Annotated in this window: 4 protein-coding genes and 1 tRNA gene; 2 read left to right on the top strand and 3 right to left on the bottom strand. The window is 59.5% G+C overall.

Features of this window, described 5'->3' with window-relative positions:
* Position 1: 1 nt before the first annotated feature.
* Genes AC781_RS03900 through argC form a run of 3 tightly spaced genes read right to left on the bottom strand, consistent with a single transcriptional unit; the run spans position 2 to position 4,310 of the window.
* Positions 2-1,822, bottom strand: a complete 1,821-nt coding sequence (locus AC781_RS03900) for a hypothetical protein (protein ID WP_067773816.1) — start codon at positions 1,820-1,822, stop codon at positions 2-4.
* Complete coding sequence (locus AC781_RS03895) at positions 1,819-3,243, bottom strand: sigma-54-dependent transcriptional regulator (protein ID WP_067773813.1); 1,425 nt, start codon at positions 3,241-3,243, stop codon at positions 1,819-1,821. Before AC781_RS03895 ends, AC781_RS03900 begins: the two co-directional genes overlap by 4 nt.
* A 23-nt stretch (positions 3,244-3,266) precedes the next feature.
* Entirely contained in the window at positions 3,267-4,310 is a 1,044-nt protein-coding gene (argC, locus tag AC781_RS03890; protein WP_067773810.1) for an N-acetyl-gamma-glutamyl-phosphate reductase, read from the bottom strand.
* Between the two features lie 88 nt (positions 4,311-4,398).
* On the opposite strand from argC, the gene AC781_RS03885 reads away from it, so the two are divergent.
* Together AC781_RS03885 and AC781_RS03880 are read left to right on the top strand one after the other, a co-directional pair.
* Positions 4,399-4,475: transfer RNA gene (locus AC781_RS03885), tRNA-Pro, on the top strand.
* Positions 4,476-4,775: 300 nt separating this feature from the next.
* On the top strand, positions 4,776-16,589 hold the full coding sequence (locus AC781_RS03880) for an autotransporter-associated beta strand repeat-containing protein (RefSeq protein WP_071133247.1): 11,814 nt from the start codon (positions 4,776-4,778) through the stop codon (positions 16,587-16,589).
* Positions 16,590-16,606: the final 17 nt, after the last annotated feature.

Below are 16,606 nucleotides of genomic sequence, written 5' to 3'. Positions count from 1 at the left end.
GTTACGGATGTATGGTTTGCTGGGCGTTGAAGTCTTCTGCGTAGTAGATCATGTCGACACCGTACAGGATGCTGTTGTATTTTTTATCGGTCAAGTCGAGGCGGAAGCGGCTTGAGATTGGCGCGAGCTGGTCGCATGCCGCCGAGAACGGAGCTACTTTCGTGGTTTGGCGGAGGAGGTTGCCGTCCATGACGAGGGGGGCGAAGTCGCCGTAGGTCAGGGCGATGCGGCGCATGCCGAGGGTGTCGTGCGACGAGGGGGTGATCAGGATGCCCTGCACTTTGCTGTTGCTGGTGCGCAGGATGTTTTCCAGCGCGTCGAATTCGGCAACTTTCTTGGGCATCCACAGGGCGGGACGGTCGGCATACCAGGCGACGGCCCAAGGCTGGTCGGTCATGATGACCTGGTCTTTTTTCGTCATGTCGTGCAGGGTGCCGTTCATGCCTGCGGGGAAGTAGGGCCATTTGGGCACGCCTTTGCCTTTCGTGTCGCTCATGAAGGTGAGAGCGCGGCTCAGTTCAGGGCCGAAGCGCAGGATGTACGGGCCGGCGGAGACGGCAATGATGATGAAGATGATGAAGCCTTTGGTGAAGTGGTCGCTTTTTTCCAGTTTCAGGCGGGCGATCATGATGTAGATGAAGGAGAGGCCGTACGCAGCGAAGAATGGCGTGAAGAGGAGCTGGAGCTGGGAGGAGGAGAAGGAGTCCTTGATGCCGTAGAGAGCCATGCCGACGGTGGCCATGAGCCACATGGCGAGGAGCGCCCATTTCAGGTGGTTGAGCAGGGTGTTTTTGTAGGTGTGGAAGAGGGCGATGAAGAAGAAGGGGGTGATGACGATGGAGCCGAGGTTCTGGTACAGGTTGTCCACCTGAGAGAGGGAGCTGCCGAAGAGCATGATGAGGAGGCCTTTCGTGTCCAGCGGTACGGTGCCTTGTGAGACGGCGCGCATGATGGTGTCTTCCTCTCCCATGATGCCGTTGTAGATGCTGTAGACGGAGGTGCCGAACCAGCTTCCCGTAGCGCCGTTGTTGCGCAGCAGGAAGTAGCCCGTGACGAGCAGGAGCAGGCCGACGCCGGGCAGGGCGAATGCGCCGGCGGGGCGAAAGTGGATGGCGACGAAGATCAGGAATCCGAGGAAGACCCATACGGAGAGCCAGCAGGAGAGGACCATCAGGACGAGGAGGGCGGAGGCGATGCCGATGTGTATCCAGACTTTGGGTACGATATGCTCCTCCTGTGCCTTGACGGCTGTGAGCAGGGAGTTCATGGCGAGCAGGAAGAGGGAGAGCATGAGCATCTGCGGCAGTCCGCTGGCGGCGAATTGCAGGAAGAGGTTGCTGAGGATCATCAGGACGGTGACGACGCTGGCTATGCCTTCGTCGAAGAGCCTTCTGAGGAGGTAGAAGGCAAGGCCCATGGCTACGATGAAGAAGACGGTGGAGAGCCCGGCAATGATGCGGTCGGGGCCGTAGATGTTGCTGTTGTCCGGTATGCGGGAGTTGTCGTAGCTGTCCATGCCCGTGCATTTGAGGGCGATCGCATCAATCAGTATGTTGAGGGGAGGCTGGTAGGTGTCTTTCAGCGCCAGCGCATTGAGGGATTTGCCTTGCACTTCGCTTGATGTCTGGAGGTCGATGGGGCGGATGAATTGCGTGGTGAATCCGTTGCCCCGAGCCACTTCGCGGGAGATTTGCGCCTGGTCCATGGCGTCGCGGTGTTCCAGCCCCTGGAAGGTGAAGAGGAGCTGCATCATCGACAGGAATATGAGCAAGGCGAAGATGACGACTCGGATGGCGGTATTGGACGGACGGTGTGCTTTCATGTGCTGGATGGAAAATCGGTGGCGAGCTCCGGATATTCCGCAAGCTTGCGATGGAGTGTGCGGCGGCTGATGCCGAGCAGCCGGGCGGCTTCCGAGCGGTTGCATTCCGCTATTTCGAGAGCTTTGCGGATGGTTTGCCGCTCGACCCATTGTAAATTAAGATTGGGGTGTTTTTCAAGCCTAATTGCTAGCGGTTCGGCATCCGTTCCGATGTTTTTTGCGGAAACGGTTTTTTCGGCGTCGGAACTGGAGGCGGAGAGGAAGGAAGGGAGGTCGTCCGGGCCGATTTCCCTGCCGGACGACATGACGACGCCGTGTTCGATGGCGGTGCGGAGCTGGCGTACGTTGCCGGGCCAGGAATAGTTGCGGAGGAGGCGGAGGGCCGGCTTGGTAAGGATTTTGTCGCTTTTGCCGTTTTCCCGGCAGAATTCCTTCAGGAAGGCGTGGGCCAGCAGGACGATGTCGTCCTTCCTGTTGCGGAGGGGCGGCATGTCGATCTGTACGATGTTGAGGCGGAAGTACAGGTCTTCCCGGAAGGTGCCTTCCCGTACCATGGCAGCGAGGTTTTTGTTCGTCGCGGCGATGACCCGTACGTCGATTTTGATCGGTTCGTTGGAGCCGACGCGTTCGATGGTGCGTTCGGAGAGGGTGCGCAGGAGTTTGACTTGCGTTGAGGCGTCGATTTCCCCGATTTCATCAAGGAAGATGGTGCCGCCGTCGGCCTGTTCGAATCGTCCGATGCGGCGTTGCCCGGCTCCGGTGAAGGAGCCTTTTTCATGGCCGAACAGTTCGCTTTCCAGAAGCTGGGGGGAGAGGGCGGCGCAGTTGACGGCGACGAATTTGTTTTTCGGCCTGCCGGAGAGGGCGTGGATGGCATGGGCGACGAGTTCTTTGCCCGTGCCGCTTTCCCCTTCGATGAGGACGGTGGTGCGCGTGGGGGCGACTTGCCGGATGCGGGTGAAGAGGGTTTGCATTTCCGGGGTGTCGCCGAGGATTTTTTCCAATCCGGCGGATGGTGCGAGCCGCGTTTGCAGGTCGCGGTTTTCCTCTTCGAGGGTGCGTGTGCGGTTCGCTCGCTGAAGCAGGAGGTCGACTTCGTCGAGGTTCAGGGGTTTGGTGACGAAGCTGAACGCACCCTGTTTCATGGCTTCCACGGCAGTGTCGACGGAGCCGTAGGCCGTCATGACGATGCAGTTGGGCGGGTCGTCGAGGGTTTTGCCGTATTGGAGGATGTCCATGCCGCTGTCTCCACCGAGGCGCAGGTCGGTGAGGACGAGGTCGATGGGTTCGGAGGAGAGGATGGCCTGCGCCTGAGCGAGGTTGGCAGCCGTGTAAACCTCATAGTGATCCTCCAGCGCCATGCGGAGGGCATCGCGCGTGGGTTTTTCGTCATCGACGATGAGCAGGAGCGGCTGCACCATGAGGTCGGGGGCGGAAGGCGGATTCAGATGATCCAGAGGCCTTCGGTGGGGTCGAAGCCGCAGAGGACGTTGAAGGCGTGGACTCCCTGGCCGCCGGCTCCTTTGATGACGTTGTCTTCGGCGCTCATGAGGACGATGCGGCCCGTGCGCGGGTCGTAGGCCCAGCCGATGTCCACAAAGTTGGTGCGGGTGACGTTTTTCGTGTCGGCGCATTTATTGGCTCCCAGCAGGCGGACGAACGGAGCATTCTTGTAGGCTCCTTCGAGTGTTTTCCCGATTTGGGCCGGGTCGGCTCCGGGTTTCAGTTTTGCGCTGGTGGTGGTGCAGATGCCTGTGTTGACGGGGACGAGGTGCGGTGTGAAGGAGATGACGATTTTTTCTCCGGCGGCGGCACCGAGTTCCTGTTCGATTTCGCTCAGGTGGCGGTGTTTCGGTACGCCGTAGGCACGCACGCTTTCATTGCATTCACAGAAGAGGAGGGAGATGTCGGCTTTGCGTCCGGCGCCGCTGACGCCGCTCGACGAGCAGACGACGATGCCTTCCGTTTCGAGCAGTCCGGCTTTCAGCAGAGGGATGAGCGGTAGGAGGATGCTGGTGGGATAGCAGCCGGGGGAGGCGATGAGGCGGGCTTTGCGGATTTCTTCGCCGTGCCATTCCGGCATGCCGTACACGGCTTCCTTGAGCAGGTCGAGGTCGGGATGGGGTTTGTCGTAGAATTCTTCATAGACGGCGGGGTCGCTGATGCGGAAGTCCGCGCTGAGGTCGATGACTTTGACTCCTGCATCCACAAGGCCGCGGGCATAGGCGGCGGCGACGCCGTGCGGGAGGGCGAGGAATGCGACTTCGGCCCCCGTTGCGGCGACGGCGGGTACGTCGGAATCCGTGAAGCGCAGGTCGGCTCCGGGTACGTGGCGGAAGCGGGGGAAGACGTCTTCCAGCATTTGTCCCGCATACTGGCGGGAGGTGGCGCATACAAGTTCCACACCCTGATGGCGCAAGAGAATGCGCAAGAGTTCCTGGCCGGTGTATCCACTGGCGCCGATGACTGCTACCTTGACTTGCTTCATAACGAAAATTATCTTGCCATGAAAAAAATCTATTGACAAGAGCAAAACGAGCGTGTATATTCCGCCCACGCCAATTGGCGTCCCAATTCGGGCTGTAGCGCAGTCTGGTAGCGCACCTGCATGGGGTGCAGGGGGTCGTGGGTTCGAATCCCGCTAGCCCGACCATTTCCCCATTAAAACCCTCGGAAATCCAAACGATTTCCGAGGGTTTTTGCATAGGTAGTGTGTTGGAAGGGCTATTTTGCCATTCTTCCCTTAGTTGTTGCGGTTGGCGCGAGCTGGTTCTATGCCGAGGATGATGTGATATGTTCATCTTTTTATTTAAGGGTTTTTTGGTATTTTTTTGTTATTAATCATATGGCGGTGTGACGGTATTTTGATTTAATTGCCGAAATCCTGTTTTTTGTTATTGCCAAACGAGGAGGAATTGAGTATAGGAAGGATGCTGTCTATTGATTACTTTTTATGAAACTGCATCTTCCTCTCTCCCTTCGGAGTGCATTGTTGGCTTGCTTCGCTTCTGTTTCCTCAGTTTTTGCCGCAGTTCCTGCGGTGACTCCCGGTTCGATCGCGTTTTGCGGGGATTCCATTACGCAGGCTGCCGGCGGGGGTATCGGGAACGGCTACCGGTTTCAGGTGTTCAAGAATTTCGTCGATAACGGTGTTGCCTACAATCCTGTGGGCTCCCATCAGACGAATGGGGCCGAGGGGTCGGCGGCGCTTTCCTACGCCGGGATGACTTTCAACAAGACGAATGAAGGCCACAGCGGCTGGTGGGCTTCCGATTTGACGGGAGACAGTGGAGCGGGCACTCATGGTGGCGCGATCCATTCTTCGATTGCCAATTGGACGGGGCAGAGTACGACGCAGTTCGGAACGCCGACTCCCTATACGGGAACGACGTACAATCCCGAGAAGGTGTTTATTCTGGCGGGAACGAACGATATTCTGCACATGAATAATACGACCGCTCCGGATACGGCGACGATGGTGGCCCGTATTCTGAAGTGTGCGGAGCAGTACAGGGCTGCCAATCCGAATGTGGAGGTTTATGTGGGCGCGCTGCTGCCGCAGGAGGGAGTCGGGTATAATAGCTGGAATCCGTCCGTGTACAATATGCGGGTGCGCGAGGTGAACGAGGAGTTGAAGAGGAAGGCGGCGGAGTTGGGGTATGTGTTCGTTCAGACGGATCTCGGCCTGCGGGGGGCGGGAGACGCTCCTTTGGCTGCGGCTTCGTTTACCGGGGACAATTTGCACCCGAATCGTCAGGGTGAGCTGATTATGGCTGGCAATATCGCCCGTGCTCTCGGCGTCGGCCAGCGTAGTGCGGGGCTGGCCAGAGTGGCTGTATCGGATTCGCGTTTTACATCGATGGGGCATGCGGCGCCTCCCTCCGTGCAGGGGACGGCATGGTCGGCGATGGAAGGTCAGAACGCGTTTCTCGTGCGGAGTACGGGTAGGTCGTTTTTCCAGCAGTCGTGGTCGGATGCCGGTTTCGATATGGCGAAAGGGTTTACTTGCGAGTTGAGCCTCCAGATGTTTTCGAATGCTTCGGCGAACAATCTTTTCAGTCTGCAGGTGGGGAACGGTACGGCGAACGGTTTGCTGAATATTACCGAGGATCGCATTTCCTGGGGGGCGACGATTCTGTATGTCGGTTCCAATACGGATGAGGTGGTGGATTTTCGCGTGGTGTACCATACGGGAACCGCGACGGACGGTTCATCGGTGTCTTCCGGGTATTATGTGTGGCGCAACGGCGTGCTGATCGGTGAAGCTTTGTCTTCTACCGGAGCCGGGTTTGCCGGTTTGCAGGCAGGAGCCTTGCAGGGCGGCGGCGTTCTGGTCGGGGTGACGGATCTTTCATGGAGCAATAGCGGGGCGTTTGCCGCAGATTATAAGGGGCTTGCCGCGGCGGATAAGGATGCCAAGGGGACGGAGCGTTTGTCGAATAGCAGTCTCGATTCGTCGACGGTGCCTTCGACATCGTGGGTGGTTGACTGGCCGACGGGGGCGACGGTGATTGCGAAGTCTTCCCTTGCCGATGTGCGGACGGATATCAATAATTTGGGGACGACCGTGAATGCGAGGGTGACGGGCGAGGTGCTGAACGGGGCTTCTTCTGCGACGGCGTCGTTCATTACGTCGACGACGGCTTCGAGCGCGTATATCGAGCTGGCGGGGACGTGGAAGGCTGCGGCGAATTCCAATAATTTCTTCAATGTGGCATGTTCGTCCCACGGGACGGGGAATGTGTATTTCAAGGTCGGCGAGGGGGGCAGGATCGTCAATAACAACGATTCCGCCTATTCGGGAACCGTGTTCGGCATGAATGCGATTTCGACGTTCAACGGCAATATGTATCTGGAGTTTTCCAGCAGCGCGTTGTCGATGGCGGGCGGCCAGGTTGCGGCTCTCGGCTATTACGGCTGTATTGTCGGTACGTGGAATTCGAATATCAACGGTTCTTCGACGATGGTGTTTTCGAACGGGTCGTTCGGTACTGCCGGGAGTACGGGGACGTCGGGTTTCATTATTGCGGGAGGCATGAATAACGGCGCCTCGAACCGGAATGTGACGGGGAGTACGTTTATCGAGATTTCCGGCGGTACGTTCCACAACGGGATTGCTGCGGGAGGGTATAACGGCGATGTGGCGACGAATGCGAATACGGGGACGCATGTGCTGATTTCCGGCGGTACTCTGAACGGGAATGTGTATGGCGGTTCCGCCGGGAACGGTACGGGGTTGCATGCGGGGGGTAATGTGGGGACTGCTTCGAATGCGAGCAGTACGCATTTGACGGTCGACGGTTCGAATGCAGCTTCTTCCGCTTTGGCTGTCAACGGTTCCTTGTTCGGAGGAAGCCGCGGTGCGGGTGTCGTGTTCGGCGATACGAATATTACGGTGCGGAATTTCACGGAGTCCACGCTTTCGAGTTTCGGAGCAGGGGCGGTGTTGAATGGAGGTTCCGAAGGCGGCGGCGAGGTTCGCGGGAGCCGGAATCTGACGTTCAGCAATGTGAAGGGGACTTTTGCCAATAAGCTGTCGAATTTCGATGCGTTGACGGTGAATGGCGGTGCCGATGTGCGTCTGGGGAATGTTGCGTCTTCGTCGGTCGGCCGCGTTTCTGTGGCGACTGGAGCCAGGCTTGCTGCCGGGGCGAATGTGTTGAACGGTGCGGTGTTTTCCGGAGGCGGTACGCTCGAGTTGTCCGGTGCGGGTACGTATGCGCTGCGCCTGATGCAGGCGGATGGCAAGGGTTCCCTGATCGCATCCGGTACGGGAGTGAAGGCCGATCTTGGCCTTGGTGCGGCGGAGTCGTCCGGCGGCCATGTGCGGATGGGTTCGCTGGCGCTTGGTTCCGATTCGTCACTGATGTTCGATCTCGGCAAGAATGTCGCCACATCCGCCTTCAGTTCTTTGACGGTTGATGAGATGAGTTCTGATGCGGCTGTGCGCCTGTTGTTCAATTTGTATGAATTGAGGGTCGGAGCCGGCGAGTATACGCTGATTGCGGGGGATTTGAGCAGGGTGGCGTCTTTCGATGTTTCGTCTCTCGTGCTGCCGGAGTGGCAGCATGCTTCGTGGAATACGGATACTTACAAGACGGACGGCAAACTGGTGCTGACGGTGACGGGCGATGTGCAGGATTTGAACTGGAACGGCAGGCCCGACGGGATTTGGAAGGAGAACGATGAGGCCAATAAGGTGTGGAAGGACGGTTCGGGCGCGGCAGCTGCGTTCAGGCAGAGCGATTCGGTGTTTTTCGCCGATGTGTCCGGTACGGTGACGATCGAAGGTCTGGTGCGCCCCGGCGAGATCAGCGTTTCCGGGAATAGCGGCGCTTTGGTGCTGGCGGGTTCCGGGTCGATCGGCGGTACGGCTGCGCTGGTGAAGACGGGTTCCGGTTCGTTGACGATCGAGACGGCGAATACGTATTCCGGCGGTACTACGATTGACGGCGGTACGGTGATTTTGAAGAGTAACGAGGCTCTCGGTACGGGAGCGGTCGAGATGAAGTCCGGCAGGCTTGAACTGGCTACGGTTGGAGGCGGTTCGTATGCGAACGATTGGGTGTTCAACGGTACAAGTGCCGGGAATACGGTCGTTGCAACGACGGATTCCATTCTTTCGGGCGGTGTGTCCGGTACGGGTGGTTTTACTTTGGGCGGCGGCAGGCTGGTTTTGGCCGGTACGGCATCGCAGGCCGGGGCTATCGTGGTGAACGGCGGAGCGACTCTTTCGCTGGATTCCATTTCGCTGACGGGTGCAGGCGGGATTACGTTGAATAACAATTCCTCGCTGGAGTTGCAAGGCCAGTCGGCGTCGACGGGAGCGGTCGGTATTGCTGCCGGGGTTTCCTCAACGTTGAAGGGCGCGGGTTCGCTGAATGCGACCGTGGTTTTGGGCGGGACGATGCTGGTGGGTGAAGGGAAGGATGGCGGTTCGCCGGGAATCAACCGCGTGACGACCGGAGCCAACGGTACCATTATGGCCGATTCGGCGGCGACCCGTACGTTGCGTGTGACCGGAGAGTTGACGGTTTCGGGCGTGACGTTGAATCTGGGAAGCGCCAATGCGGCCAATAGCGGCAAGATCGTGATTGACGGGAAGATGTTCATGGGGGCTGCGAATAATGCTCTTCGCGTTTTCTCGGATGCCGTGGTGAAGGATTTGACTGCCGGAGGGTATGCCAGTACGATTGAGGTGGCCGACGGCAAGACGCTGACGGCTATTGATCGCAGTTCCCAATCCAATAACGCGGCAACGATTACGAAGACGGGAACCGGGCGTTTCGTGATGCAGAACTGGTCGGCCGCGACGAAGAGCAATGTGACGATCAATGCCGGGACGTTCGAATTTGCTCCTTCCGGCGATTTGACCTATGGTTCCGTGATCGGCGGTGCGGGCAAGTTTGCCAAATCCGGTGCGGGACGCCTGATTCTGACCGGCAACAATACGTTTACGGGCGGCACGGAGTTGAAGGAAGGCGTGCTGAGGGCAGGAAACGCCAATGCACTGGCGGGAAGAGCGCTTGCCGTGACCGGGAATTCGACGCTGGAGCTCGGGATGAACAATGCCGCGCTGGCTTTGTCGCTGAATTCCCTGTCTGTGGCAGCAGGATCCAATCTGAATGTGCTGATGGATATCGGTGCGACGCAGGATTCCATCAATATGGGTGGGGGTTCGATCACGGGTTCCGGTACGGTGCTGGTGAAGTTCGCCAATGTGACGGGGTTTGCCGCAGCAGGTTCGTATACGCTGGTGACGAATGCCAACGCGACGGCAGCTTCCCATACGGCGACCCTTGATTTCGACGGGGCCGTTCTGGGCCGGGGGCAGACGGGCGTTCTTGCATGGGACGGCGGCTCCCTGAAGCTGACGGTGGCGGGTACCGCTCAGACGGATGCCGCTTCACTGACATGGGCAGGTCCGGACGATGCCGGTATCTGGAGGGCAGGCATGGGCGATGCAGTCTGGAATACGGCCACGGCAACCGACCGTTTCTATACGGGCGACCATGTGGTGTTCGGCGCAGCGGGCGCGCATGATCTTGCCCTTGTCGGCAAGGTGTCGCCGGGCAGTATCCGCGTGGAAGGGGATCGCGATTATGCATTCGGCGGTACGGGTGAGATCGGCGGTTCCGGCAATCTGACGAAGACCGGGAATTCCACGTTGACGCTTGGAACGAATAATTCCGGCTGGTCGGGTGCGATCGCCCTGCAGCAAGGAAAGATCGCTTTTGCCGCCGGAGGTCTCGGCACAGGCGCCATTACGGCGACCGGAGGTACGACGCTTCAATGGTTGAATGGGGCTTCCGATAATATCTGGGGTCGTTTGTCGATTGTGCAGGATGCGTTGAACGGCAAGGTCGTGACGCTCGATACAGGGGTAAATAACGTGTCGGTGGCGGAGGGGCAGGCGATTGCCGGTTCCGGCAACGGGATTGTCAAGCTCGGTTCGGGCACTTTGTCTTTTGCCGGACGCAATCATTTGGCAGGAAGCCTGACGATCGGTTCCGACGATGCGGATGGCGGTACGGCCGTTTTCGGCGTGACGTCTGCTGTCGGCACGGTGCAGGGTATTGTCAACGGGGATTTGATTGTGAAGAACGGCAAGGCCGTCGTGACGAGCGATGCGAAGTCCGTTGTGGGCTGGACGGCAGGTACTCTGCTGAGCCGGATCGTGATGGAGGAGAAGGGCGTGTTCGAGTTGAACAGCGAGCAGAGTGCGCGTAGTCTTGCGCTGGTGTTCCATGGCGGTACGCTGGCGACGACGAATAACGGTGCTTTCCTGTTCATGCGCGACGGCAGCGCGCCGTTTGCGTCCATCGAGTCGCAGGCATCGGTGCAGACGGCGACGATGGAGGCCAATCTTGTGCTGAACCAGACCGGGACGACAATGACGGTCGCCAAGGGGACGACGGTGAGCGGAGTCGATCTCGTGATGTCCGGCAATCTTTCCGCCGGTACGGCGACGAATACGGTGACGAAGGAGGGGGCTGGCACGCTGCAGTTTACCGCCGGATATGGCGAATCGGGCGTGTTGACGGTGAACGGCGGCACGGTGATCGTGTCCGGCCAGAGTTTTGGAGCTTCCAAATTCGTGGTGGGTGCGCAAGGTACGTTCGTATTCGATATGGCGGGGAATGAAGGCGGTTATACCTATTCCCGCGCGCTGGAAGGCAGTGGTGTGGTCGGTGTCGGTGCAGGCAAGACGCTTGTGCTGGGAGCGGACAATAGTGCGTTCGGCGGGAGTTTTGCCGTAGGCGCCGGAGCGACGCTGACGGCCAATGCCGCCGCAGGAACGCACGCGTTTTCGACCCGGACCGGGGATGATGCTATTGTCTTGTCCGGTGTTTCGTCACGGCTGCTCTGGTCGGCGGCTTCTTCGGCGGATGTGCTTGGGCAGGTGTCCGGTACAGGAACAGTCGAGGTGTCGAACGGCACGCTGAAGCTGCTGCATGCCTCGAATGCCTATGGCGATACGCTGGTGAAAGGCGGTACGCTGGCGACTTATGCCGAGGATGGAGGCAATACGGTTTCCGGATCGCTCGGTTCGGGCCGGGTGTCGCTGGAAGGCGGTACGCTTGATCTCGGGTCGACGGCGGCTTTGGCCGGGAAAGCGGTCGATTTGTCGTCGGGTACTGTGATTTCCCATGCCGGGCAGGGTCTTGCCTCTACCACTGTGAAGGGCGACGGTTCGGTGACGCTGCAGTTGAATCTTCCGGCAGCCGGAAGCGATGTGTGGAATCTCGGTGTGCTTGGCCGTGAGGCGAGGAGTACGACGCGCGTGCTGGTCGAATCGGCGGCGGATGTGCCGTCGCTGGGTGCGACTGTGGCCGGAGATTACGGCTGGGTGTGCGAGGTGTTCTCTTCTGCCGGGAAGGCGGGCTGGTATGATGCTGCTGCCGGGCGTATCGTCTGGAAGGACGGTGAAGCGCTGACGAGCCGGACGACGGGTACGCCTGCCGATCTTGTGAGGCAGGGCGGGGCATCCCTCGGTTCGGCGGTTTCCGGCGGCAGTCTGCTGCTCGGCCGTGTGGAAGCGGATGCGGCGAATAATACGCTGATTCTGGCATCGCCGCAACAGGGCGACGGGCTGGCGCTTTCGGGCGTGCTGACCTATGAAGGTTCGACGGCAACCGGAAAGGAATTTACGGTTTCGGGCGGTTCGTTGTCAGCAGCTTCGCTGGATGTGACCGGACGGTTGACGCTGGCATCGGCTTCGACGCTGACGGGCGGACAGTCGATGATTCGCGATGCTTCCGTTCTGTCGCTGTCAGGTTCATCTTCCTTCTCGGGTATGGGAGGTCTCGGCGAGTTGTCGATTTTTGGTTCGAGTGTGTTGACGGGTGCGGATGCAGGCGGGTTGACCATTTTGCATGAGGTGAAGACGACGATCGGCAATCACGGTGTGCTGACGCTTGCCAATGGTGCGGCATCGGCGGGTTATCAGGCTGAAACACATGTTTCCGATGGCGGTACGCTTCAAATCGGAAGTGCGGGAGCCGGACGCAGCGCCGCCGTTGCCGGAAATCTCGGTTCGGCCGGGGTGGATGTTGCGAACGGAGGGTTGTTGAAGGTGAATGCAGGCAGTTCGCTCGGTTCTGCCGATGTGAGCGTGGCCAACGGCGGCCGTGTGGAGATGCTGGGCGGTGCGCTGTTCGGCAGTTCTTCCCTGTCTCTTGCCAACGGCGCGACGCTGGCTCTGCAGGGCAATGTGTCTCTGGATGGCAATACGATTTCCTCCGACAGGGGGGCGAACCCGGTTGCTACGGGGGTGATTTCCGTGTCCGGTGGGACGGCAAGCCTGATGTCTTCCGATGTGTTGCGGAATTTTGCCGGGACGCTTCAGGCGGCGACAGGCGGAACCTTCGATTTGAACGGCCATGCCCTTGCCTCGGGCACGCGTGTCTCTCTCGACGGCGGAACCGTGCAGGATCTGCATTTGACCGATGGCGTGACGCTGTCGAATGCCCGTGGTACGGCCGGGCGGCTGGGCGGTAATACGGAGCTTGCCGGAGGTACGATCGGATTTTCCATCAATCCTCTGGACAATGCTCCTTACGGATATGTGGCGGACGGCGTGCTGTCGTTTACGGGTGGTCCGGTGACGTTCGATTTCACGACGTCGGGGCAAGTCTGGAATTCCTACAAGGGTTCCAATGAGCGGACGTATGTGCTGGTTTCGGCTCAAGGGATTTCGATTCCGGCCGGGGCTGATGTCAACGATCTCGTGTCCATTCGGGGTATTGCGCTGGAGAATACGCGCTTCCAGACCAATCTGGCATGGGATGATGCGGCGGGCGCTTTTGTGCTCGGGTTCGACGGCGAGGCCGGCAATCTGCGCTGGGCACAGGCGGCGGGAGGTTCGTGGGGAATCGGAGCGGGCATGTCCCAGTGGGATATGAACGGCTCACAGACTGATTTCATGAACCACGATAATGTGCTGTTCGGGCAGTTGGACGGGACGGCGGGCCCTGTGGCGGTCGATGTCTCGACGGCCGATATGTTCGTCGGCAATATGACGTTTGAAGGCGGTACGGATTATACGTTTACGGGGGCAGGCAGTCTTCAGGCCGGGGCGGAACAGAGTACGTTGTCCAAGACGGGCAGCGGTACGTTGACGATGGGTATCGTAAATACGAATTACCACGGTTCCGTGCAGCTGGACGGCGGTACGGTGAATGCCGTGTCGCAGGATGCTCTCGGCACGGGAAACCGGATCGTCGTGAACGGTTCTGTCTTGAATGCTTCCGTGGCCAATGCTCTGGGTACGGGGGCGGGAGGCGTGCTGGTTCTGCAATCGGGTTCCGTGCATGCGGGGGCTGACGATGCGTTCGGCGATCGTACGATTTCCATGACGGGCGGTCTGCTGGATATGGGCGGCCATGTCGTTTCCAACGGCGTGACGATGTCCGGCGGTGCGCTGGCGAATGCCTGGCGGTATGACGGAGCGTTGAGGGCCGATGCCTCGGCTTCCGGTTTGTCGCTGGGCGGCGTCGATGCTGCACGAGTGACCGATCTGATGGTTGGAAACGGGCATGCGGTGTCCGATCTGGCGGCAGGTTCCCGCCTGGTTTTGGCGGAAAACCATTACCAATTGACGCTGAATGTAGAGAATCTCGATTCTCGCGGCGGTTCGAATCTGATTGAGTTCCGCAACGGGCAGGGGACGGTGGCCGTGGCTAACGGTGCGCCGCTGGTTCTGCTGGCCGATGACGGCGTGTATGCGGCGTTGCAGAACCTGTATCAGGGAGATATCGGCGGCAAGGCCGGGCAGATTGCAGACATGCTGCATGTGACGAACGGTACGCTTGATACCGGTTCCCTGTTGCTGGCGGACAGGAACGGCGTGGCGCTCGATCTCGATTCTCTGGAAATGTATGTGAAGGAGATCCGGAACGGCGCAGTGGTGCTTTCATGGTTCGACGTGTACAAGTCTTCCAACGGCGCGATCAACAGTTACGATGCGCTGCAACGTTTTGCCGGGGTCGATCTGGGCGGCGGTAGCCTGTCCGTCAATCTCGGTGCGCCGAATGCGGGTGAAACGCTGGAAATCAAGCGCCTGTCCGGTTCGAATGCTCGCGCCGTGCTGTCGTTGAACGGCACTTCGAATACGGCGGCCGCCTCGGTGACGCTGGTGAACAGTGCGAGCAGGCTTTGGGGCAATGGCAATCCGGATTCGCGTTTTGCCGGCAGCATCCTCGCCGCCAATACGGATATCGTGAAGAAGGGTACGGGTACGTTGACGGTGGAAGGTCGCATCGATCTGGACCGCTACAGTTCTCTTTCCATTGAAGAGGGCGGAATTTCCGGCAACAACCGGGGTACCGTATACTTGTCGGGCAATCTGAAGGTCGCGCAGGGCGGAAGGCTCGAAGCCATGGCTTTGAATATGGAATCGCGCGATGCCATGCTGACGATCGGGAACGGTGCGGTGACGTTGACGGGACTGTCCGGAAGCGGCAAGGTATCCGGTAACGGTACGCTGGCGATTTCCGGTTCGGGACAATCTTCCTCGACGGCGGATATGGGAGCCTTCAACGGCGAGATTGTCGGTCTCGGCGGTTCCCAGACGTTGACGGGCACCGGAGGTTCGCAGGTCGGCCTCCGTGCGATGAACGGCGGTGAGATGATTCTCAAATCCGTGTCTGCAGGGACGACGTACGCTTCTCTGAATGTCGCGCAGGGCGGGCGGATCGGCATCGGGCTGGATGGTTCCCTCAATTCCAATAACCGGGTGACGCTGCTGAGTGGCGGCACCGTGGCGGCCGGGGGTACGCTGGCGCTGACTCTCAATACGATGGCCGGGCTTCCCAACCCCTTCCTGCATGTGGCGGACGGGGCGACCCTGGCGATGCAGAACGGGGCAAAGGTGGTGCTGAGTGCGGCAGCCGGGCAGGAATACATCCGTGACGGAGCCGTGCCGACGACGATGGTGCTTGTGGACAGGGCTTCTCTGGAAGGCGGCTTGCAGCTCGAGTACGGCAATCTGTTCCGCAAGTATTATTCGGCGGAGAAATCGGTGGTCTTCACACGGGGCAATGAACTGGTTCTGACGACGTATGCCAGCGAAGAAGGTTTCTACGGCAATGAGAAGTACTACGGAGGCATCGGTTCTTCCACGAGCCGCGCAGGCGGAGCCTTGCTCGATGCGGCTCTGGCTTCTCTGAATCCGCAGGCGAACGACGCGGATTCCACGCTGGGCCGGGTGATGAACTACATGGATATGATGCTGGACAATACGTCCTTATCCTACAATCCGCAGGAGGCGGCTCGCCTGGCTGCGGCCGTGGCGGGAAGTACGGTGACTTCACTGGCGATGTCGCAGCACATGGCGATGCGGGACCAGCTTCTGTGGGTGCGCAATCGCGTAACGCAGATGGGCGTAGATCCCGGCGTGCAGCATGAGGATATGCCGTATCTACACATGTGGATGCAGATGAACGGGGCCAACCAGCGGCTCGACCAGAGCGGAGATGAAAGCGGCTACAAGCTGAGTTCATGGGGCGGCACGGTCGGCATGCATCTCGACCTGACTCCGGCGTGGAGTGCCGGGATGGCCTTTACGGCCGGGTATGGAGATCTGACGGCGCAGGGCGCAGATAGCCTGACCGGTGATGTGACGATGTATTACCTGAATCTTTTTGCCCGCACGCAGCAGCGGGATTGGGGACATGCCTTCATCGTGACGGGCGGCCGGAGCGATTTCTCGACAACCCGCAATGTCCGCTTCGGACAGGACGGTTACGAGGGCAAGGGCGATACGAACGGTACGAGCCTTGGAGCCATGTACGAACTGACGTACGATATTTTCCTCGATGAGGAGCGGACAAGTCTGCTGCAGCCGCTGTTCAATGCGTCGTTCGTTCACACGAAGATCGACGGTTTCGAGGAATCCGGTGCGGGTAATGCCGGGCTGAATGTGGGGTCGCAGGATATGACGACGGCGACGCTGGCTCTCGGCGCCCGCTGGATGGGGCATATCGGCCAGAATGTGTTCGGCCGCAATGCGATTGCCGAGTTCCGCCTCAATCTGGCTCAGGATATGGGCGACAGGCGCAGTTCCGCCGATGTGGCCTTCCTTGGCAACAGGGGGGCGGTGCAGGCCGTGCGGGGCGCGTCGATCGGTTCGACGGCAATTCAGGTCGGCGGCGGCATCAATGTGCCCGTGAGCCTCCAGAGCAATATTTATCTGGATGTGAACGCGGATTTGCGCAGCGGCGCGAGTTCGGTGAGCGCGAATGCCGGTTACCGCTACGATTTCTAGGAGCGAACCGGATGTTG

Origin of the sequence: Neoakkermansia glycaniphila, assembly GCF_001683795.1 — a bacterium.
Taxonomy (GTDB): Bacteria; Verrucomicrobiota; Verrucomicrobiia; order Verrucomicrobiales; family Akkermansiaceae; genus Akkermansia; species Akkermansia glycaniphila.
The sequence above is the reverse complement of the archived record's forward strand: the minus strand, read 5'-3'. Positions and strand labels throughout refer to the sequence as shown.